The sequence below is a fragment of the Pantoea sp. Fr-CA_6 genome, assembly GCF_024520895.1.
GTDB classification, from domain to species: domain Bacteria; phylum Pseudomonadota; class Gammaproteobacteria; order Enterobacterales; family Enterobacteriaceae; genus Pantoea; species Pantoea agglomerans.
This window is the reverse complement of sequence record NZ_JALNPO010000007.1, coordinates 147,071-165,802: the sequence shown is the minus strand read 5'-3', so window position 1 is coordinate 165,802 and position 18,732 is coordinate 147,071. Positions and strand designations below refer to the sequence as shown.

General features: G+C 53.5%; 17 protein-coding genes. 5 read left to right on the top strand and 12 right to left on the bottom strand.

Annotated features, from left to right (window positions below; all coding sequences use genetic code 11):
• Nucleotides 1–52: 52 nt before the first annotated feature.
• The 6 genes from nuoF to lrhA all read right to left on the bottom strand — a co-directional run bounded on the left by nuoF (nt 53) and on the right by lrhA (nt 6,526).
• Nucleotides 53–1,393, bottom strand: a complete 1,341-nt coding sequence (gene nuoF / locus NR201_RS14665) for an NADH-quinone oxidoreductase subunit NuoF (protein WP_029519446.1) — start codon at nt 1,391–1,393, stop codon at nt 53–55.
• A 2-nt stretch (nt 1,394–1,395) separates the two neighbouring features.
• Nucleotides 1,396–1,911 (bottom strand): NADH-quinone oxidoreductase subunit NuoE, encoded by a 516-nt coding sequence (nuoE, locus tag NR201_RS14660; protein WP_010258066.1) that lies wholly within the window; start codon nt 1,909–1,911, stop codon nt 1,396–1,398.
• Nucleotides 1,912–1,913: 2 nt separating this feature from the next.
• Complete coding sequence (gene nuoC / locus NR201_RS14655) at nt 1,914–3,713, bottom strand: NADH-quinone oxidoreductase subunit C/D (RefSeq protein ID WP_010258063.1); 1,800 nt, start codon at nt 3,711–3,713, stop codon at nt 1,914–1,916.
• 113 nt (nt 3,714–3,826) lie between these two features.
• Nucleotides 3,827–4,504 carry an NADH-quinone oxidoreductase subunit B family protein gene (locus NR201_RS14650; protein WP_003854245.1) on the bottom strand — a complete coding sequence of 226 codons (678 nt, stop codon included), beginning with the start codon at nt 4,502–4,504 and terminating at the stop codon, nt 3,827–3,829.
• Nucleotides 4,505–4,519: 15 nt separating this feature from the next.
• A complete protein-coding gene (locus tag NR201_RS14645; protein ID WP_192072779.1) occupies nt 4,520–4,963 on the bottom strand; it encodes an NADH-quinone oxidoreductase subunit A in 444 nt (147 codons plus the stop codon).
• A gap of 639 nt (nt 4,964–5,602) precedes the next feature.
• The gene (gene lrhA / locus NR201_RS14640; protein WP_010258055.1) at nt 5,603–6,526 is read right to left on the bottom strand and encodes a transcriptional regulator LrhA; all 924 of its coding nucleotides are present in this window, start codon (nt 6,524–6,526) and stop codon (nt 5,603–5,605) included.
• Between the two features lie 960 nt (nt 6,527–7,486).
• Between lrhA and NR201_RS14635 the strand changes: the two genes are divergently transcribed.
• On the top strand, nt 7,487–8,704 hold the full coding sequence (locus NR201_RS14635; RefSeq protein ID WP_010258051.1) for a pyridoxal phosphate-dependent aminotransferase: 1,218 nt from the start codon (nt 7,487–7,489) through the stop codon (nt 8,702–8,704).
• A 75-nt stretch (nt 8,705–8,779) separates the two neighbouring features.
• On the top strand, nt 8,780–9,379 hold the full coding sequence (gene yfbR, locus NR201_RS14630; protein ID WP_010258048.1) for a 5'-deoxynucleotidase: 600 nt from the start codon (nt 8,780–8,782) through the stop codon (nt 9,377–9,379).
• Between the two features lie 29 nt (nt 9,380–9,408).
• Here the strand turns inward: yfbR and NR201_RS14625 are convergent, their stop codons facing one another.
• The 3 genes from NR201_RS14625 to yfbV all read right to left on the bottom strand — a co-directional run bounded on the left by NR201_RS14625 (nt 9,409) and on the right by yfbV (nt 11,174).
• Nucleotides 9,409–10,068 (bottom strand): sugar phosphatase, encoded by a 660-nt coding sequence (locus tag NR201_RS14625; RefSeq protein WP_010258046.1) that lies wholly within the window; start codon nt 10,066–10,068, stop codon nt 9,409–9,411.
• A 13-nt stretch (nt 10,069–10,081) separates the two neighbouring features.
• Complete coding sequence (locus tag NR201_RS14620; RefSeq protein WP_010671451.1) at nt 10,082–10,576, bottom strand: YfbU family protein; 495 nt, start codon at nt 10,574–10,576, stop codon at nt 10,082–10,084.
• A gap of 145 nt (nt 10,577–10,721) precedes the next feature.
• Nucleotides 10,722–11,174: a terminus macrodomain insulation protein YfbV gene (gene yfbV, locus NR201_RS14615; RefSeq protein WP_010258042.1), complete on the bottom strand. Its 453-nt coding sequence runs from the start codon at nt 11,172–11,174 to the stop codon at nt 10,722–10,724.
• Between the two features lie 337 nt (nt 11,175–11,511).
• Here yfbV and ackA point away from each other — a divergent pair, with 337 nt between their 5' ends.
• Together ackA and pta are read left to right on the top strand one after the other, a co-directional pair.
• Nucleotides 11,512–12,714 carry an acetate kinase gene (ackA, locus tag NR201_RS14610; RefSeq protein WP_010258040.1) on the top strand — a complete coding sequence of 401 codons (1,203 nt, stop codon included), beginning with the start codon at nt 11,512–11,514 and terminating at the stop codon, nt 12,712–12,714.
• An 85-nt stretch (nt 12,715–12,799) separates the two neighbouring features.
• Entirely contained in the window at nt 12,800–14,932 is a 2,133-nt protein-coding gene (gene pta / locus NR201_RS14605) for a phosphate acetyltransferase (protein ID WP_031292718.1), read from the top strand.
• A gap of 109 nt (nt 14,933–15,041) precedes the next feature.
• On the opposite strand, the gene yfcD is transcribed toward pta, so the two are convergent.
• Nucleotides 15,042–15,566: an NUDIX hydrolase YfcD gene (yfcD, locus tag NR201_RS14600; RefSeq protein WP_010258035.1), complete on the bottom strand. Its 525-nt coding sequence runs from the start codon at nt 15,564–15,566 to the stop codon at nt 15,042–15,044.
• A gap of 108 nt (nt 15,567–15,674) precedes the next feature.
• Entirely contained in the window at nt 15,675–16,316 is a 642-nt protein-coding gene (yfcF, locus tag NR201_RS14595; protein ID WP_033767474.1) for a glutathione transferase, read from the bottom strand.
• A gap of 182 nt (nt 16,317–16,498) precedes the next feature.
• On the opposite strand from yfcF, the gene NR201_RS14590 reads away from it, so the two are divergent.
• Nucleotides 16,499–17,395, top strand: coding sequence for a TIGR01777 family oxidoreductase (locus NR201_RS14590; RefSeq protein WP_010258028.1), 897 nt, complete (start codon nt 16,499–16,501; stop codon nt 17,393–17,395).
• Nucleotides 17,396–17,428: 33 nt separating this feature from the next.
• Here the strand turns inward: NR201_RS14590 and NR201_RS14585 are convergent, their stop codons facing one another.
• Nucleotides 17,429–18,709, bottom strand: coding sequence for an MFS transporter (locus tag NR201_RS14585; RefSeq protein WP_010258025.1), 1,281 nt, complete (start codon nt 18,707–18,709; stop codon nt 17,429–17,431).
• Nucleotides 18,710–18,732: the final 23 nt, after the last annotated feature.

Sequence of the window (18,732 nt, the reverse complement as noted above, 5' to 3'; positions counted from 1 at the left end):
CACGACATTGTCGGGGCGGCGGCACCAGGCCTGTTCCGTGTTCTTCGGCGAATTACCAGCGCGCTTTCAGCAGGTTTGGCTGGATCCCGCCAATGGCACGGGTATTGCCAAACACCTGCGGTGCCATGCCGGCTTCAAACTCTTCACGGAAATATTTAATCGCACTCTGCAGGGGCTCAACCGCACCCGGCGCATGCGCACAGAAGGTTTTACCCGGGCCAAGCTGACGGCAGAGTTGCAGTAAGGTTTCGATATCGCCTGGCTGACCCTGCTTCTGCTCCAGCGCACGCAGAATTTTGACGCTCCACGGCAGGCCATCGCGACACGGTGTACACCAGCCGCACGACTCACGGGCAAAGAACTCTTCCAGGTTACGCACCAGCGAGACCATGTTGATCTCGTGATCGACCGCCATCGCCAGCGCCGTACCCAGACGACTGCCCGCTTTGCCGATGCTGGCAAACTCCATGGGCAGATCCAGGTGCTGGTCGGTCAGGAAGTCAGTCCCTGCCCCGCCGGGCTGCCAGGCTTTGAACTTCAGTCCGTCACGCATACCGCCCGCATAATCTTCAAGGATTTCACGTGCGGTGATACCGAATGGCAGCTCCCAGACGCCGGGATTTTTAACCCGTCCGGAGAAGCCCATCATTTTGGTACCGGCATCTTCGCTTTTAGAGATGTTTTTGTACCACTCCACGCCGTTGGCCAGAATCGCCGGAACGTTGGAGAGGGTTTCCACGTTGTTCACGCAGGTCGGTTTGCCCCACGCGCCCGCACTCGCCGGGAATGGCGGTTTCGAACGCGGATTGGCACGACGGCCTTCCAGTGAGTTAATCAGTGCCGTCTCTTCGCCGCAGATATAACGACCTGCGCCGGTGTGGACAATCAACTCAAAGTCAAAGCCGGTACCGAGAATATTTTTACCGATATAGCCCGCTTCCGTCGCTTCAGCAATCGCACGACGCAGATGCACCGCGGCTTCAATGTATTCGCCACGTAAGAAGATATAGCCACGGTAAGCCTTCAGCGCAAAGGCGCTGATCAGCATTCCTTCCACCAGCTGGTGAGGCATCTGCTCCATCAGCAGGCGGTCTTTATAGGTGCCCGGCTCCATCTCATCGGCGTTACACAGCAGGTAACGGATGTTCATCGACTCATCTTTCGGCATCAGGCTCCACTTCAGCCCGGTGGAGAAGCCCGCACCGCCGCGCCCTTTCAGGCCTGAATCTTTGACTGCCGCAACGATTTCATCCTGCGACATGCTTTTCAGCGCTTTTTCCGCACCGGCATAGCCGTTTTTACTGCGATATTCGTCAAGCCAGACAGGTTGCTTGTCGTCACGCATCCGCCAGGTCAGCGGATGGGTTTCTGCAGTGCGAATGATCTGTTTAATTGTCATTGATACTGCTCCAGCAAACCAGGGATGCCTTCCGGCGTCAGATGCACATGCGTGTCTTCATCCACCATCATCGTTGGCCCCTTATCGCAGTTACCCAGACAGCAGGTTGGCAGCAGTGTAAAGCGGCCATCGGCAGTGGTCTGACCCGGTTTGATATTCAGTTGCTGTTCCAGTGCTGACTGGATGCCCTGATAACCGGTGATATGACAGACCACGCTGTCACAGTAACGGATCACATGACGGCCAACCGGCTGACGGAAGATCTGGCTGTAAAATGTCGCCACACCTTCAACATCACTCGCCGGGATACCCAGTACCTCGGCAATCGCATTGATGGCGCCGTCCGGCACCCATCCGCGCTGTTTCTGCACGATCTTCAGCGCTTCAATCGAGGCTGCACGCGCATCTTCATAGTGGTGTTTTTCGTGCTCAATGGCGTGATGCTCTTCCGCGCTCAGCACGAAGACCTCGTTAGGGTCGATCGTTTTAATGGCAATGTGTTGATCGTGCATAATTAGCGGTCCACGTCTGACATAACAAAATCGATACTACCCAGATATACGATCAGGTCGGATACCAGGCTGCCACGGATTACTGAAGGAATCTGCTGCAGATGCGGGAAGCTCGGCGTACGCACGCGGGTGCGGTAGCTCATGGTGCTGCCATCGCTGGTCAGGTAGTAGCTGTTGATCCCTTTCGTCGCTTCAATCATCTGGAACGACTCATTGGCTGGCATCACCGGCCCCCACGAAACCTGCAGGAAGTGCGTGATCAGCGTTTCAATGTGCTGCAGCGTGCGCTCTTTCGGTGGCGGCGTGGTCAGCGGATGATCCGCTTTAAACGGACCCTCTGGCATGTTGTTGAGACACTGCTCAAGAATGCGCAGCGACTGCCACATCTCTTCCATTTTCAGCATGACGCGGCTGTAAGCATCGCTGATGCCGTCGCCGACCGGGATTTCAAAATCGAAGTTTTCGTAGCCGGAGTAGGGACGCCATTTACGTACGTCAAAGTCGAGACCGGTAGCACGCAGACCGGCACCGGTAGTGCCCCACGCCAGCGCCTCTTCCATGTTGTAAGCAGCAACGCCTTTGGAACGGCCAATCAGTACGCTGTTGCGCAGTGCCGCTTTGTCATACTCTTTAAGACGTTTTGGCATCCAGTCGAGGAAGTCACGCAGCAGACGTTCCCAGCCTCGCGGCAGGTCATGCGCGACGCCACCGATGCGGAACCACGCCGGGTGCATACGGAAACCGGTAATCGCCTCAACCACGTCATAGATTTTCTGACGGTCGGTAAAGGCAAAGAACACCGGCGTCATGGCTCCGACGTCCTGAATAAAGGTGGAGATATAGAGCAGGTGGCTGTTGATGCGGAACAGTTCAGAGAGCATCACGCGGATCACATTAACGCGATCGGGCACCACGATACCGGCCAGTTTCTCCACCGCCAGTACGTACGGCATTTCATTTACGCAGCCGCCGAGGTACTCGATGCGGTCAGTGTAAGGAATGTAGCTGTGCCACGACTGACGCTCGCCCATCTTTTCGGCACCACGATGGTGATAGCCGATGTCAGGCACGCAGTCGACAATCTCTTCACCATCCAGCTGCAGAATGATGCGGAACGCACCGTGCGCCGACGGGTGGTTAGGCCCGAGGTTCAGGAACATGAAGTCTTCGTTGGTGGTGCTGCGCTTCATGCCCCAGTCTTCAGGCTTAAAGGTCAGCGCTTCCATTTCCAGATCTTCTTTCTGTTTGGTCAGCGTAAACGGATCGAATTCGGTGGCGCGCGCCGGGTAATCTTTACGCAGCGGATGGCCTTCCCAGGTCGACGGCATCATGATGCGCGTCAGATGCGGGTGACCATCAAAGGTGATACCAAACATCTCCCAGGTTTCACGCTCATACCAGTTGGCATTCGGGAAAAGGCGGGTGATGGTCGGCAGATGCATATCGTTTTCAGAGAGTGCCACCTTGAGCATGATGTCGCGGTTGCGTTCAATCGACAGCAGGTGGTAGAAAACGGAAAAATCCGCCGCAGGCAGGCCTGCACGGTGGGTACGTAAACGCTCATCCACGCCATGCAGGTCATACAGCATGACGTAAGGCTTGGGTAATTTACGCAGGAACTCGATAATTTCCAGTATCTGTTCACGCTTCACCCACACCACCGGAATACCGGTACGGGTTGGCTGAACAGTGAAGGCATCCGGCCCAAAACGGTTACGCAACTCGCCGATCACCGGGTCATCAAGGTGATCACGGGTTTGCCATGAAGGCTGAGCGAGATCTTGCGTGGTCAAATCTGTCATACGTTACTCACCATTCCGGCCTGGTCTCAGGCACTCAAATGAAGGCGTCAGGATGGGGCCATGCATTAAATTGTGATGTTCTGCTGCAGGCGCTGTTTTCCATCCATACGGTTTTAAACTTCGTCCGGGCTGCGCAGGTTTGTGACTGCAATGCGCTCGCCGCGTTTTCTTTCACGCTCAGATGGCATGTTGGCGCGATAAACACCCTGATCGCCAACCACCCATGAGAGCGGACGGCGCTCTTTGCCGATCGACTCCTGCAACAGCAGCAGTGCCTGCATATACGCTTCAGGACGTGGCGGACAGCCAGGAATATAAACATCGACCGGCAGGAATTTATCGACACCCTGCACCACGGAATAGATGTCATACATGCCGCCAGAGTTGGCGCAGGCACCCATGGAAATCACCCATTTGGGTTCCAGCATCTGATCGTACAAACGCTGAATAACCGGGGCCATTTTGGTGAACGGCGTACCGGCAATGACCATGAAATCGGCCTGACGTGGCGAAGCGCGCATAACTTCGGCGCCAAAACGTGCCACGTCGTGGACCGCGGTGAACGATGTTGTCATCTCAACGTAACAACAGGACAGGCCAAAGTTATAAGGCCAGAGGGAGTTTTTACGCCCCCAGTTCACCATGTCATGCAGGGCATTTTCGAGTTTGCCCATATAAACGCTGCGATGAACGTGCTGCTCCAGCGGATCGCTGACGATTTCCTGCTTTTGCAGAGGATAACGGTCGTTCTCACCACCGTTCGGGTCTATGCGGGTGAGCGTATAGTCCATCTTATTGCCTCTCTTTTACTGCTTATGAGGATTGGTGTGGCTGACCGTAGAGGTTTTTACCACCACGCGACGGCGAGCTGGAGCCCAGTCCAGTGCGCCAATGCGTACCAGATAGACCAGACCCGCCAGGAGCACCAAAATGAAAATTGCGGCTTCCACAAAGCCGATCCAACCGCTTTCACGGATTGAAGTCGCCCATGCGTATAAAAAGAGGGCTTCGACGTCGAAGATGACGAAAAACATCGCAACCAGATAAAATTTCGCCGACAGGCGGATATGGGTATCACCAACGGATTCAATGCCCGATTCGAATGGCGTGTCTTTGTAGCGGGCGCGCGCTCTGCCGCCAAGCAGCCATCCTCCGGTCAGCATGAAAGCACACAGGCCAAAGGCAATAACGATAAATACGATAAACGCCCAGTGCTGAGCGATGATTTCGGTGGTAGTTGACATACTCATTGCTTACTCATCAAAAGTGGCGCTGGCATCCTGCACGCGTTTCCCGCAGCAAACTGACCACATCGATTCAAGGGAAGGATAAAAACCTTTCAAATGTCGCTGTTATTAAGTAATAAGCAGCTATTTTATGGGGTTTTTTACTCCTTTCTATAACCTTTTGTCAACTTTGACAAAAGTATCCAAACATTATTTCACACCTGCATCATATTATTAACAAATGATGCCCCGCTTTCCAGCTAAATCGCTTCAGTCTGTAGGGTTAATTTTAGTGTAGCGGGTATTCACATGCATGGATCGTGCATTTAACAAACATATTTTGACAGGTATCACTGAATTTTCCCTCCCCTTTCCAGGGCTATTTTTTTGATCCAGAACACACTTTTGCCCTTTATGCGTTAATTTTCCCCACCTGAAACGGTGATTCGGAACAAAGCGTTCGGTTTTTTGGTCTGGAAATTTCAATTCAGTAGATGGTGAAATTTTTTTAGTCGGGTCAGAAGAGGCAGATGAGTCAGTAAGGAGCATCGGGCGGGGGTCAGGCACAAAAAAGCCTCTCGTTCTTTTCAGGGAAGGAGAGGCTTATTTATAAGCGTTTATTAAGGCAATCACGCGGGTATTGAGTACAACACGTTAGCGAAATTACTCTTCATCATCCAGCAACAGTGAACCGTCGGGATTATTGCTCAGGTTATAAGGATCATTGGTGGACTGCATGGCATTGAAGATAGCCAGCGCCAGTTCATTATCGCTGTCTGGATTACGGCACAGCAGATATTGCGTATCCGGCAGTACCGGCAGTCCTTCAGCTGCACCCATAACACGCAGTTCCGGGCTCATCATCTCGACCGGACGTGCCGTCACACCCAGTCCCGCTTTCACCGCAGCGCGCACTGCAGCCAGTGTGGAAGCGACATAAGAGATACGCCACGGGATGCCCGCTTCGTTGAGATGATCGATAGCCATATCACGATAAGGACTTGGCTCATCCAGCAATACCAGTGGAATGGCTTCGCCACGCTGGAAGATATAATCCGCTGCGCAGTACCACAAGGTAGGTGAAGTACGCAGTACCTGATAGGTAAAATTGCCCGGGCTGGAAGTCGTCACAACCAGGTCCACTTCACCCTGATTGAGCATTTCCATCATAAACGGATTACGTTTAACCCGCACATCGATTGCCAGTTTCGGATAAACCGAGGTCACCCGGTTTAGCAGGAACGGCAGAATAGTGTCAGAGGTGTCATCAGAGGCGCCAATAGTCAGCACGCCCTGAATGTTGCTGTACATCAGAGATGTGCAGGCTTCGTCGTTAAAACGAAGAATTTTTCTCGCATAGCCTAAAAGCTGGATACCGTGCTCTGTCAGAAGCTTATTACGTCCATGTCTGGCAAACAGCTCTTTACCTACCAATTGTTCCAGACGCTGCATCTGCTGACTGACTGCTGACTGGGTTCTGCAGACCGCTGCAGCGGCTGCTGCAAAGGTATTCAAATCCGCAACGGCAACGAAGGTTCTCAGCAGATCGAGGTCGAGATTCAGTATCGGACGATTTGCATTAGTCATGTTTTTTCTTCACTTATAAGATTTTTACGAACTACTACCCTGGTGTTATCACAAGCTTATCAAAGTGATAAGCAGTAATGGTGCTCAATGACAGTCCTGTGTGAAGACTGACACAAAAAAAGTTTATGTGGATCCTGCACTGTTGACTCCTCTGAAGGGTCATAGTGCTATTCAAGACAGATACAACTTCTGAACCGATGGCGCTGGGTGCGCAAATGCAGGAAGCTGCGTAGTTGTCTTATTCCCACCAGAAAGAATCGTGTGGGATAGAAAGCGCACTTTACGGGCTATCAAAGCGAAGCGGCAAAGTGCACTAAATAATAAATTATACTTAATCATTTTTGACTTCAAAATGGAAATGATTTTGTGAAAAGCGCTGTAAATTTTGTGCTAAAGGCATTTCCAGACCCTTATGCCACATTATTGATCACTTTTTAAGCCTTCAGCGTTCTGAAATTTAGTGAGGAAGTGTTAAGTACGGCTCACAATCCTGCAATAAAGGTGCCATATGAAGCTCTGCTTTTGGCACTTTTCCGGCGAACACAAGGCCTTAAACGCGCCACTCTTAAGCAGCGTTAAGGCGTAATCTTCAGGCACGTTCTAAAATCGTCCATAATTTGAACATTTATAAAATATCCTTTAACTATTTCTCTAAGTGTATATTTCAGGTGCAAAGAAAAGTTCCATTTCAATAACTTCCAGATAGCGTTCATGATGCTAAAGCCATATGTCGGTTCAGCAGCGCTTTGAACAAGTTAAAATCCTGCATTAATGCCAATTTATGGTTTTATTAACCAGTTTACGCGACAACAAATATTTTTTACGCTGCGCACCGGGCAAAAAGTTGTTGAACCCGCCAAAACGGGGCGGCACCCTTCTTTTGTGACTGTCAGGAGAGTACATTGTGCTGGTTGGATTTCTGTGGCAGCCAAAAGGATTCTGCCCATTAAGGCGGTAACAATGACTTTTCAAATTGATAAATCCGGAAAACTCGATAACGTCTGCTATGACATCCGTGGCCCGGTACTGAAAGAGGCTAAGCGCCTCGAAGAAGAAGGTAACAAAGTTCTGAAGCTGAACATTGGCAATCCGGCGCCGTTTGGTTTTGAAGCACCGGATGAGATACTGGTCGATGTTATTCGTAACCTTCCCAGCTCTCAGGGCTATTGTGACTCCAAGGGTCTCTATTCCGCCCGTAAAGCGATCATGCAGCACTACCAGGCGCGCGACATGCGCGATGTCACCGTAGAAGATATCTACATTGGCAACGGTGTTTCAGAACTCATCGTGCAGGCGATGCAGGCGTTACTGAACAGCGGCGACGAAATGCTGGTGCCAGCCCCCGACTATCCGTTATGGACGGCTGCGGTTTCCCTCTCCAGCGGTAAAGCAGTGCACTATCTGTGTGACGAATCAGCAGGCTGGTTCCCTGACCTCGATGATATCCGCAGCAAGATAACGCCTCGTACCCGCGGCATCGTGATTATCAACCCGAATAACCCCACTGGCGCGGTCTACAGCAAAGAGCTGCTGTTAGAGGTGGTTGAAATTGCGCGTCAGCATAACCTGATTATTTTCGCCGATGAGATCTACGACAAGATCCTCTATGACGATGCACAGCATCACTGCATCGCAGCGCTGGCACCCGATCTGCTGACTGTTACCTTTAATGGCCTTTCTAAAACCTATCGCGTTGCCGGTTTCCGTCAGGGCTGGATGGTACTGAACGGGCCGAAGAAACATGCTAAAGGCTATATAGAAGGACTGGAGATGCTCGCCTCGATGCGCCTGTGTGCCAACGTACCGGCGCAGCATGCGATTCAGACGGCGCTGGGCGGCTACCAGAGCATTAGCGAATTTATCATGCCGGGTGGTCGTCTCTACGAGCAGCGGCAACGCGCCTGGGAGTTGATTAATGATATCCCAGGCGTCAGCTGTGTGAAGCCACAGGGCGCGCTTTATATGTTCCCGAAAATCGATGCCAAAAAATTCAACATTTTCGACGATCAGAAGATGGTGCTGGATTTTCTGTTACAGGAGAAGGTGCTACTGGTTCAGGGCAGTGCCTTTAACTGGCCATGGCCCGATCACCTGCGCATTGTTACGCTGCCACGTGTGGATGATCTTGAGATGGCGATCAATAAATTTGGCCGCTTCCTGCAAGGCTATCGTCAATAATCGGGCCCGCGTATACTGACGCTATTTGGGGAGAGCCAGAGCCTGTCTCTCCCCCGCCAGCCAACAGGAACGCTCATGACACAAAGCCACTTCTTTGCTCATCTCTCCCGTCTTAAGCTGATCAATCGCTGGCCGCTGATGCGCAATGTGCGCACCGAAAATGTCTCCGAACACAGTCTGCAGGTCGCTATGGTGGCGCATGCCCTGGCCGTGATCAAAAACCTTAAATTCAACGGGTCGCTTAATGCCGATCACATTGCCATGCTGGCGCTTTACCACGATGCCAGCGAAGTGCTCACCGGCGATTTACCGACTCCGGTAAAATATTACAACGCGCAGATCGCCCACGAATACAAGAAAATCGAGAAGATTGCTCAGCAGAAGCTGATTGAGATGCTGCCTGAAGAGTTTCAGGCGATCTATCGCCCGTTGATCGATGAGCATCTGCACAGCGAAGAGGAGCAGGCGGTTGTGAAACAGGCGGATGCGCTCTGTGCATATGTAAAATGTCTTGAGGAGTTGTCTGCCGGGAACAACGAATTTTTACTGGCCAAAGCGCGGCTGGAAAAGACCCTGGCACTTCGGCGTTCACCGGAGATGGATTACTTCGTTGAGGTGTTTATTCCGAGCTTCAGCCTGTCACTGGATGAAATCTCGCAGGATACGCCACTCTAAGCCCGGCGGTCTGGCCGCCGGGCCAGCCCTTAAGCCTGCTGACGGAAGGTAAAGCTGCCGTCAGACTCGCGGGTTATCACCAGTGACGCCAGTGAGTCGAGCTGAAGCGCTACCTCATCCAGCCGGGGTGTCTCCGCCGGCGCATTGATGGCAATCACCGCACAGCCAGCATTCAGGCCGGATAAGATTCCGGCAGGTGCATCTTCTGCAACCACGCACGATGTCGCCGCTAATCCCAGCTTCTCCGCGCCAAGCAGGTAGGGATCGGGCTCCGGTTTGCCCTTAGCCACCTGTTCAGCGGTAATAAACACGGCAGGCTTCGGTAAGCCTGCGGCTTTATGACGTGCATGTGCGACCGGCACTGAACCGGAAGTGACAATCGCCCAGGGAATCTGCAGTTCGTTCAGCCGGTTCAGCAACGCGTTGGCCCCTGGCAGCGCCTGCACACCGTCGGTGTCCGCCGCTTCAGCCTGCTCCAGCGCAACAAACTCCGCCTGAATAGCCTCTTCCGACTGGCCTGCCATGAAATGACGCAGAGAGGTGATCGCCTGTTTGCCATGAATGAAATCCAGAATCTCATCAGCCGCGATGCCATGACGGGCACCCCACTGGCTCCAGGCTCGTTCAACCGCTGGCAGTGAATCCACCAGCGTGCCGTCTAAATCAAATAGAAAACCTCTGTAGGTCACGCGCTCCTCCTCATCAGGCATTAATCACTTGCGCAATTTCGTTTGCACTTAAATGGTACTGGCGCGGACAAGTCTGCCACAAAGCTAACATCCGTTGATACTTTTCCCACATTGGGGTCTGCGCATTAAAACCATGGGTGCCGGAATCGAAGTGCGTATAACGCCCTTCTGTATTGACCATAAAACGGACATAACCCAGCAGGCGCGCTTCCGTTGCCGCATCGAAGCCCAGAAAGGCCAGACGGCGCTCTTCAAGCTCACCTTTCTCTTTAAGGTTCGACCAGGAGACGTGGAGAGCGTGATGCATTTCCATAATATCGATCACCGTCCGGCAGATCGCTTCGCTGAGTTCGCCAAACTCTTTGTCCAGCTCCCGCATCTGCAGCGCATAACCGCGTTCGATGATAGTCTGGTAACGACGAAAACGCTCCGCATTTTCCGGCTCAAGCATGGCCATCATTTTGTACTGATTAGTGAGAATCAAACGCTGTGCATGGGTCATTTCCATCATTTACTCCCGGTCAGAGACCGCTCAGTTAATCGACAATGGAGAAATCATTGCACAGCGTTAGCGACACGGAAATCGCCGTATCACCATTCTTTGATTTGGCCGCAGGTTAGCGGTAAATATTTTACCGCCAGCCCGGGATAGGTCAGAGATCGTCGAGGAAAGTGCGGTCGAGTTGTTTGAACGCCCGCTTTAGCAGATCGGCCAGCGCCTGATAGGTCGGCTTGCCTTCTACTGGCGCTGTCGCCTGCCCCGCTTCTTCCAGCCGGGCACGAACTTCATGAAACCAGTTAAGCAGCGTCGGCGGCAGCGGCGTTACAGAACGCTTTCCCAGCCACCATAATCCCTGCATCGGCAGGGTACAGGCAAACAGCGCGGTCGCCACGGCCGGGCCTAACTGACCGCCCATCGCGATCTGCCAGGTCAGCGTAAAAATCGCCAAAGGGGGCATAAAGCGAATAGCAAAACGCGTTGCCGATGAAACACGGTTTTCCGGGAACATGGGTGCCAGGCGCTTATCAGCCGGCCAGGTCTTCATATAGTGTTGGCCGCGCTGAAACATCCGAAACCAATTGGTACTGCCAGATTCATTCGCCATGGCTCACCTCAACTAATGCTGTAAAAATTAAAAAATAGTTATAACTACACAACTTTACGTGACATCCTTCAATTATTTTTGTCTTTAAAGGTGACTCCAGCTATTCTGACGCCGTTTTCCCCCCTTTCCGGAAGCGGATTGCGCTTTTGGGAAGAGGCCTGAGCCAGGTTCAGACGAGGCAATCTTCAAATTTTCGCGTAAGATTGCCGAAATTTTTTGCGGAAATGCAGAATTCTGTCTACCGCATGATGTTTGTCATTAATCTACCAGCTTTCATGGGCTACGCTGTTAGTCTGATTGCGTTTTATTTAGCCACTCTCAAAAAATAGGTACTTCCATGTCGAGTAAGTTAGTTCTGGTTCTGAACTGTGGCAGCTCTTCCCTTAAGTTTGCCATCCTCAACCCTGCCAGCGGTGAAGAATTCCTGTCTGGCCTGGCGGAATGTTTCCACCTTCCTGAAGCCCGCATCAAATGGAAGCTGGAAGGCGAAAAACAGGAAGCGCCTCTGGGTGCTGGCGCAGCGCATAGTGAAGCGCTGAACTTTATCGTTAAAACCATTCTGGCACAAAAACCTGAGCTTTCGGCACAAATTGCTGCAATCGGCCATCGTATCGTTCATGGCGGCGAGAAGCTGACTCAGTCAGTCATCATCACTGAAGAAGTGGTACAGGGCATCAAAGACGCCTCTTCTTTTGCACCGCTGCACAATCCGGCTCATCTGATCGGTATTGATGAAGCGATGAAAAACTTCCCTCACCTGTCAGATAAGAATGTCGCGGTATTTGACACCGCTTTCCATCAGACAATGCCGGAAGAGTCTTATCTCTATGCGCTGCCGTACAAATTGTATAAAGAGCATGGCGTTCGTCGCTATGGCGCGCATGGTACCAGCCACTTCTATGTGACCCACGAAGCGGCCAAAATGCTCAACAAGCCGCTTGAGTCACTGAATATTATTACCTGCCACCTCGGTAACGGCGGTTCTGTCTCTGCCATTCGCAACGGCGAGTGTGTGGACACCTCAATGGGCCTGACCCCACTGGAAGGCCTGGTGATGGGTACCCGCAGTGGCGACATCGACCCGGCAATTATCTTCTTCCTGCACGATACGCTGGGTATGAGCGTCGATGCCATCAATAAACTGCTGACCAAAGAGTCTGGCCTGTTAGGTCTGACTGAAGTCACCAGCGACTGCCGCTACGTGGAAGATAACTACACCACCAAAGAAGATGCGAAGCGCGCAATGGATGTCTTCTGTCATCGCCTGGCGAAATATATCGGCAGCTACACTGCGCTGATGGATGGCCGCCTGGACGCCGTGGTATTTACTGGCGGCATCGGTGAAAACGCCGCGATGGTTCGTGAACTCTCACTGAAAAAACTGGCACTGCTGGGCTTTGACGTCGATCACGATCGCAACCTGGCGGCCCGTTTCGGCAAGTCTGGTTACATCAATAAAGAAGGCACCCGCCCGGCGCTGGTGATCCCGACCAACGAAGAGCTGGTCATCGCCCAGGACGCCGCGCGTCTGACTGCGTAAACACTTCTCTCCGTCAGCTCAGGCTGACGGAGTTGTTTTTGACACCCTGCCATTACTGAGAGGTTCAAACGTGTCACGTACAATTATGCTCATTCCGACCGGCACCAGCGTCGGCCTGACCAGCGTCAGCCTCGGCGTTATCCGCGCCATGGAGCGCAAAGGCGTTCGGCTCAGCGTCTTTAAGCCGATTGCTCAGCCGCGTACCGGCGGCGATACGCCGGATCAAACCACCACTATTATCCGTAAGAACTCCTCGATTCCTGCCGCTGAACCGCTGCAGATGTCACGTGTTGAATCACTGCTGGGATCGAACCAGCAGGATGTGCTGATGGAAGAGATCATCTCCCGTTACCATGCCAACACGCAGAATGCGGAAGTGGTGCTGGTTGAAGGTCTGGTCCCTACCCGTAAGCATCAGTTCGCCAACGCGCTGAACTATGAAATCGCGAAAACCCTGAATGCGGAAATCGTCTTCGTGATGGCGCTGGGCAATGACTCTCCGGCACAGCTGAAAGAGCGCATTGAACTGACGCAGAGCAGCTTCGGCGGTCAGAAGAATAAAAATATCACTGGCGTGATCATCAATAAACTCAACGCGCCGGTCGATGATCAGGGGCGTACCCGCCCTGATCTGTCAGAAATTTTTGATGACTCGTCAAAAGCCAGCATCGCCAATATCGATCCTAAGCAGCTGTTCTCAGACAGCCCGCTGCCGGTGCTGGGCTGCGTGCCATGGAGCTTTGATCTGATCGCCACCCGCGCAATCGATATGTGCCGCCACCTGGATGCGCGCATCATCAACGAAGGTGAGATTCAGACCCGCCGGGTTAAATCGGTCACCTTCTGCGCCCGTAGTATCCCGCACATGCTGGAGCATTTCCGTCCAGGCTCACTGCTGGTGACTTCCGCAGACCGCCCGGATGTACTGGTCGCCGCCTGTCTGGCCGCCATGAACGGCATTGAGATCGGCGCTATCCTGCTGACCGGTAACTACGAGATTGACGATCGTATCGCGCGCCTCTGTGACCGTGCCTTCCAGACCGGCCTGCCGGTGTTCATGGTGAAAACCAATACCTGGCAGACCTCTCTGAGCCTGCAGAGCTTTAATCTTGAAGTGCCCGCTGATGATACGCAGCGCATCGAGAAAGTGCAGGAATATGTTGCCAGCTACATTAATGCCGACTGGATTGAGTCACTGACCGCCACGTCAGAGCGCAGCCGTCGCCTGTCGCCACCGGCCTTCCGCTATCAGCTGACTGAGCTGGCGCGTAAAGCGGGCAAACGCGTCGTGCTGCCAGAGGGTGACGAGCCGCGTACGGTTAAAGCGGCCGCTATCTGTGCTGAACGCGGTATCGCCACCTGCGTACTGTTAGGCAACCCGGATGAGATTCAGCGTGTTGCTGCGGCTCAGGGTGTCGAACTGGGCAAAGGGGTTGAGATTGTTGATCCGGAACAGGTGCGTGAAAACTACGTGCCGCGTCTGGTTGAGCTGCGTAAGAGCAAAGGGATGACCGAAGTGGTCGCCCAGGAACAACTGGAAGATAACGTGGTGCTGGGCACCATGATGCTGGAGAGTGGCGAAGTGGATGGCCTGGTTTCAGGTGCGGTTCACACCACCGCCAACACCATTCGTCCGCCTCTGCAGCTGATCAAAACAGCGCCTAACAGCTCACTGGTTTCATCGGTGTTCTTTATGCTGCTGCCGGAGCAGGTGCTGGTTTACGGTGACTGCGCGATTAACCCGGATCCCACCGCTGAGCAGCTGGCTGAGATCGCAATTCAGTCAGCCGACTCTGCTAAAGCCTTTGGTATCGATCCACGTGTTGCGATGATCTCCTACTCTACCGGCACGTCAGGTGCAGGCAGCGACGTTGAAAAAGTGCGTGAAGCAACGCGTATCGCGCAGGAAAAACGTCCTGATCTGGTCATTGATGGTCCGCTGCAATATGACGCCGCGATCATGGAAGATGTGGCGAAGTCGAAAGCGCCAGATTCACAGGTTGCCGGTCGCGCCACCGTCTTTATCTTCCCGGATCTGAACACCGGTAACACCACGTATAAAGCGGTACAGCGTTCAGCCGATCTGATCTCAATCGGGCCGATGCTGCAGGGTATGCGTAAGCCGGTTAACGACCTGTCGCGCGGTGCGCTGGTTGATGACATCGTCTATACCATCGCCTTAACCGCCATTCAGTCTCAGCAGGCTGAACAAGGCTAAGCGTCAGGTAAGAACGAAAAAGGCATGCCCCAGGGCATGCCTTTTTTTCGCCGGTAACAGAGCCGGAAGCTTTAATGCGGATCGCTGAGACGCGTTAAAGCGCCCGTTTTCAGGCCCGGTTATCGCCGTTGCGGCTCATCCACAGAGAGAGCGCTTTAAGCGAATCGTCAGTGAACTCATCACAACGTGCGGTGATCTCATCGGGCGTCATCCAGATAATCTCATCGACTTCCGATTCCTGCATGGCGAATGGCCCGTGTGACACACAACTGAACAGTCCGCCCCAGACGCGACAGTGCTGATCTTCGAAGTAGAATTTGCCATGCTCAGCAAACGGCACCGCGGCAATCCCTAACTCCTCTTCCGCTTCACGTCGCGCAGACTCCAGCATATCTTCACCGCTCTGCACCACGCCGCCTGCGGTTGCGTCCAGTTTGCCCGGCATAAAATCTTTTATCTCAGTACGACGCTGCACCAGAATCTTGCCCATACCGTCATGAACCACAATATAGGTAGCGCGGTGACGCAGGCACTCAGCGCGCATCTGCGCACGTGTTGCCTGAGCAACAACTTCATTCTCTTCGTTTACGATATCGACCCACTCGATGCCGTCACCCGCAGTTTGATCCACCATCCGTAACCCTTTCCTGTTTGGCGTACACTTGGGTACGCAGTTTGCCACGTCTTTATTTTTATGTGGCGTAAGGTAATCACTTCCGGCAGCCTGAGCAAGCCCTGGCTGTTACCGATTTTTACCACTTTCTGCTAACCACAGCTGTACTGAGGCTCGCTGCCACTGAAACTCAGCATAATCCCGCAGACGCGCGGGCAAAGGATCGCCATGCAATACCAGCCGGTTAAGCATCACCGCCAGATCGGTATCCGCAATTGACCACTCGCCAAACAGGTTCTGTTGCCCGTCCGGCAGCAGGCGATCGACGGCCATAACCAGTTTATCCACCGCCTGCTGCGCTGATGCGGTCAGCGGCGCAAAGCGCTCACCGGCAAACAGCACTTCTGTGGGACGCTCCTGACGTATCCACAGGAAGTCACTGCGCAGCCAGGCCTGGATCTCTCTGGCGCGGGCACGCTTCTCGCGGTCGCGGGGATAGAGGCGCTCAAATTCGGGCGCCGCAAAGCGCTCTTCAAGATATTCGGTAATCGCCGAGGATTCGCTTAACAGGAACGCATCAATCTGCAGGGTCGGGACCCGGCAGGTCAGCGACAGCTCGCGGTAAGCCGCGGCGTATTGCTGATTCTGCGACAAATCGACGCGCTTCAGCTGGAAAGGGATCCCTTTTTCGGTAAGAGCAACATAGGCCGACATGGCGTAAGGACTGAAAAATGATGAATCTGACCACAGGGTGATGGACGGATAATTCATCGGTTACCTCAATTGGCTGTCAGGGTTGCATCATGTTTACCGATTTTTATTTGGGAAGGCAACGCTGAGCTGATCCGATCTCTGCCTCCGGAATAAGAAAGCGCGACGCGACTCACGATAGAGTGGCTCGACTCTTCTATGCTGAAAGATGCAAATAACAAAAACATCAAGGGAGCCGCAACATGCACATTCTTATTACCGGTGGCACGGGACTGATTGGCCGTCACCTGATTCCGCGCCTGCAACAGCTGGGGCATCAGATCAGTGTGGTGACGCGTGACGTGGTCAGCGCACGTGAAAAACTGGGCGAAGAGGTCGCGCTCTGGTCAGGGCTGGCGCAACAGTCGAACCTGGATACGATCGATGCGGTCATTAATCTGGCGGGAGAACCTATTGCCGACAAACGCTGGACGGAGCCGCATAAACAGCAGCTGTGTGAAAGCCGCTGGCAGATAACCGAGCAGATCGTCTCACTGATCAACGCCAGCGCCACACCACCGTCCGTGTTGATCTCAGGTTCGGCAACCGGCTTTTATGGCAACACCGGCGATCTGGTACTGACTGAAGAGGATCAGGGTCAGGATGAGTTTACTCATCAGCTCTGCGCCCGCTGGGAGCAGCTGGCGCTCGCGGCTGAAAGCGAACGCACCCGCGTCTGCCTGCTGCGAACCGGCGTGGTGCTGGCGTCTGAGGGCGGCGCACTCAGCAAAATGAAGCTGCCCTTTAAACTCGGCATCGGCGGGCCGATTGGCAGTGGTAAACAGTACATGCCGTGGATTCACATTGATGACATGCTAAACGCCATTATCTGGCTGCTGGAGCATGATGATCTGCGGGGTCCGTTCAATATGGTCGCTCCCTACGCGGTGCGTAACGAGCAGTTTGCCGCCACCCTGGGCCGGGTGATGCATCGTCCGGCCTTTATGCGCACGCCTGCCAGCGCCATTAAACTGATGATGGGCGAATCGTCGGTGCTGGTGCTGGGAGGACAGCATGTGCTGCCAAAACGGCTGGAAGCCTCAGGCTTTGGCTTCCGCTGGTACGATTTGCAGGAAGCGCTGCAGGATGTCGCAGGATAAACATACGGCGGCCCTGGGCCGCCGTATGTTTCGTTAGTTACGCTGCTCTGCTACACGCGACTTCACTACCTTCTCTTCACGCGTATGCCCCGGTTGTGGCACACGAATAATAAAGGTCAGCACGCCAGCGAACACGTATAGCCCGGTATAGGCCCATACCACACCGACAATGTCGAAGAACGGCAGCATGACTGAGGCGATAGCCGGTGCCACAAAGTTACTGAGTCCTGCGGAGAGGTTGTAAATAGAGACCGCAGCGCCTTTATGATGCGGTTCCAGCGTGGGAAATACAGCGGTCATCGGTACAAACGCGGCGACAAAAATGCCCAGCATTACCGCAGGGATTAATGCGACCCAGAAGTTATGACCCGCATACAGCGGCAGATAATAAAAGGTCAGGCTGGAGATGGCCATCCCCAGGCAACCAAACCAGCGCACCTGACGGATCCAGCCCAGCTTCTCTCCCGTGAGGCCCCAGAAGATATTCGTAAATATAGTGACAAAGAAGAACACCGCCCAGATTTGTAGCCATTCAGAGATGGTAAAGCCGAGACGATCGACAAACAGCAGTGGCATGATAATGGCGAAACCAAACAGCGACAGCGTGTTGATGATGCGAATCAGGCAGGCATAAAACACATTCTGATTGGTGAACAGGATGGTCACGGCACGCGCCATCTCTGTCATCTTGTCACGCATCGGCAAATTCACACGAGAGCGATCCACCGGTACCTTGCGCAGGCTGAAGTATGCGAGGATCCCACCACATGCCACCCAGATAATAGCCAGCCACAGCGTCCCCGTTTCCCCCAGCATCGGAATGGTGAGACTTGGCAGATAGCTGCCAATCACCCCGATGCCGACAGAATACATCGCCCAGAACCAGCCGGTCGCCGCCGCCAGTTTTTCGCGCGGTAAGACCTGCACCAGCATCATCATGAAAGAGTAGATAAACAGCGGATAAGCCAGCCCGCGAATGCCGTAGAACAGCACCATCAGCGGATAGTTGCGCAGGCCAAGCCCCAGCGACATAAACAGCGTATGCATCACGATCCATAACACAAAGCCAATCATCATCGCGCGCTGCGGTGTGATCAACTCGGCTACCACGCCAGATGCCCAGGCCGCCAGGGCTGCCGCTAAGCCATAGAAGGTGAATACGACTGCAGACTGCGCGGGCGTAAAGCCCATATCGGTGATATGGCGCGACAGAAACGCCATTTCAAAGCCATCACCCGCCATAAAGATTGCGATAGCGAGGAAACCCCAGAACATCTTTTTCGGTAAGCCAAACCAGTATTCGTTCGATTGCATCACAATTACCTTCTGTCTGGTTA

Coding starts and splice junctions, on each gene's coding strand:
- nuoE (WP_010258066.1), bottom strand. CDS start 1,911: ATGCACGATCAACACATTGCCATTAAAACGATCGACCCTAACGAGGTC.
- nuoC (WP_010258063.1), bottom strand. CDS start 3,713: ATGACAGATTTGACCACGCAAGATCTCGCTCAGCCTTCATGGCAAACC.
- NR201_RS14650 (WP_003854245.1), bottom strand. CDS start 4,504: ATGGACTATACGCTCACCCGCATAGACCCGAACGGTGGTGAGAACGAC.
- NR201_RS14645 (WP_192072779.1), bottom strand. CDS start 4,963: ATGAGTATGTCAACTACCACCGAAATCATCGCTCAGCACTGGGCGTTT.
- lrhA (WP_010258055.1), bottom strand. CDS start 6,526: ATGACTAATGCAAATCGTCCGATACTGAATCTCGACCTCGATCTGCTG.
- NR201_RS14635 (WP_010258051.1), top strand. CDS start 7,487: ATGACTTTTCAAATTGATAAATCCGGAAAACTCGATAACGTCTGCTAT.
- yfbR (WP_010258048.1), top strand. CDS start 8,780: ATGACACAAAGCCACTTCTTTGCTCATCTCTCCCGTCTTAAGCTGATC.
- NR201_RS14620 (WP_010671451.1), bottom strand. CDS start 10,576: ATGGAAATGACCCATGCACAGCGTTTGATTCTCACTAATCAGTACAAA.
- yfbV (WP_010258042.1), bottom strand. CDS start 11,174: ATGGCGAATGAATCTGGCAGTACCAATTGGTTTCGGATGTTTCAGCGC.
- ackA (WP_010258040.1), top strand. CDS start 11,512: ATGTCGAGTAAGTTAGTTCTGGTTCTGAACTGTGGCAGCTCTTCCCTT.
- pta (WP_031292718.1), top strand. CDS start 12,800: ATGCTCATTCCGACCGGCACCAGCGTCGGCCTGACCAGCGTCAGCCTC.
- yfcD (WP_010258035.1), bottom strand. CDS start 15,566: ATGGTGGATCAAACTGCGGGTGACGGCATCGAGTGGGTCGATATCGTA.
- yfcF (WP_033767474.1), bottom strand. CDS start 16,316: ATGAATTATCCGTCCATCACCCTGTGGTCAGATTCATCATTTTTCAGT.
- NR201_RS14590 (WP_010258028.1), top strand. CDS start 16,499: ATGCACATTCTTATTACCGGTGGCACGGGACTGATTGGCCGTCACCTG.
- NR201_RS14585 (WP_010258025.1), bottom strand. CDS start 18,709: ATGCAATCGAACGAATACTGGTTTGGCTTACCGAAAAAGATGTTCTGG.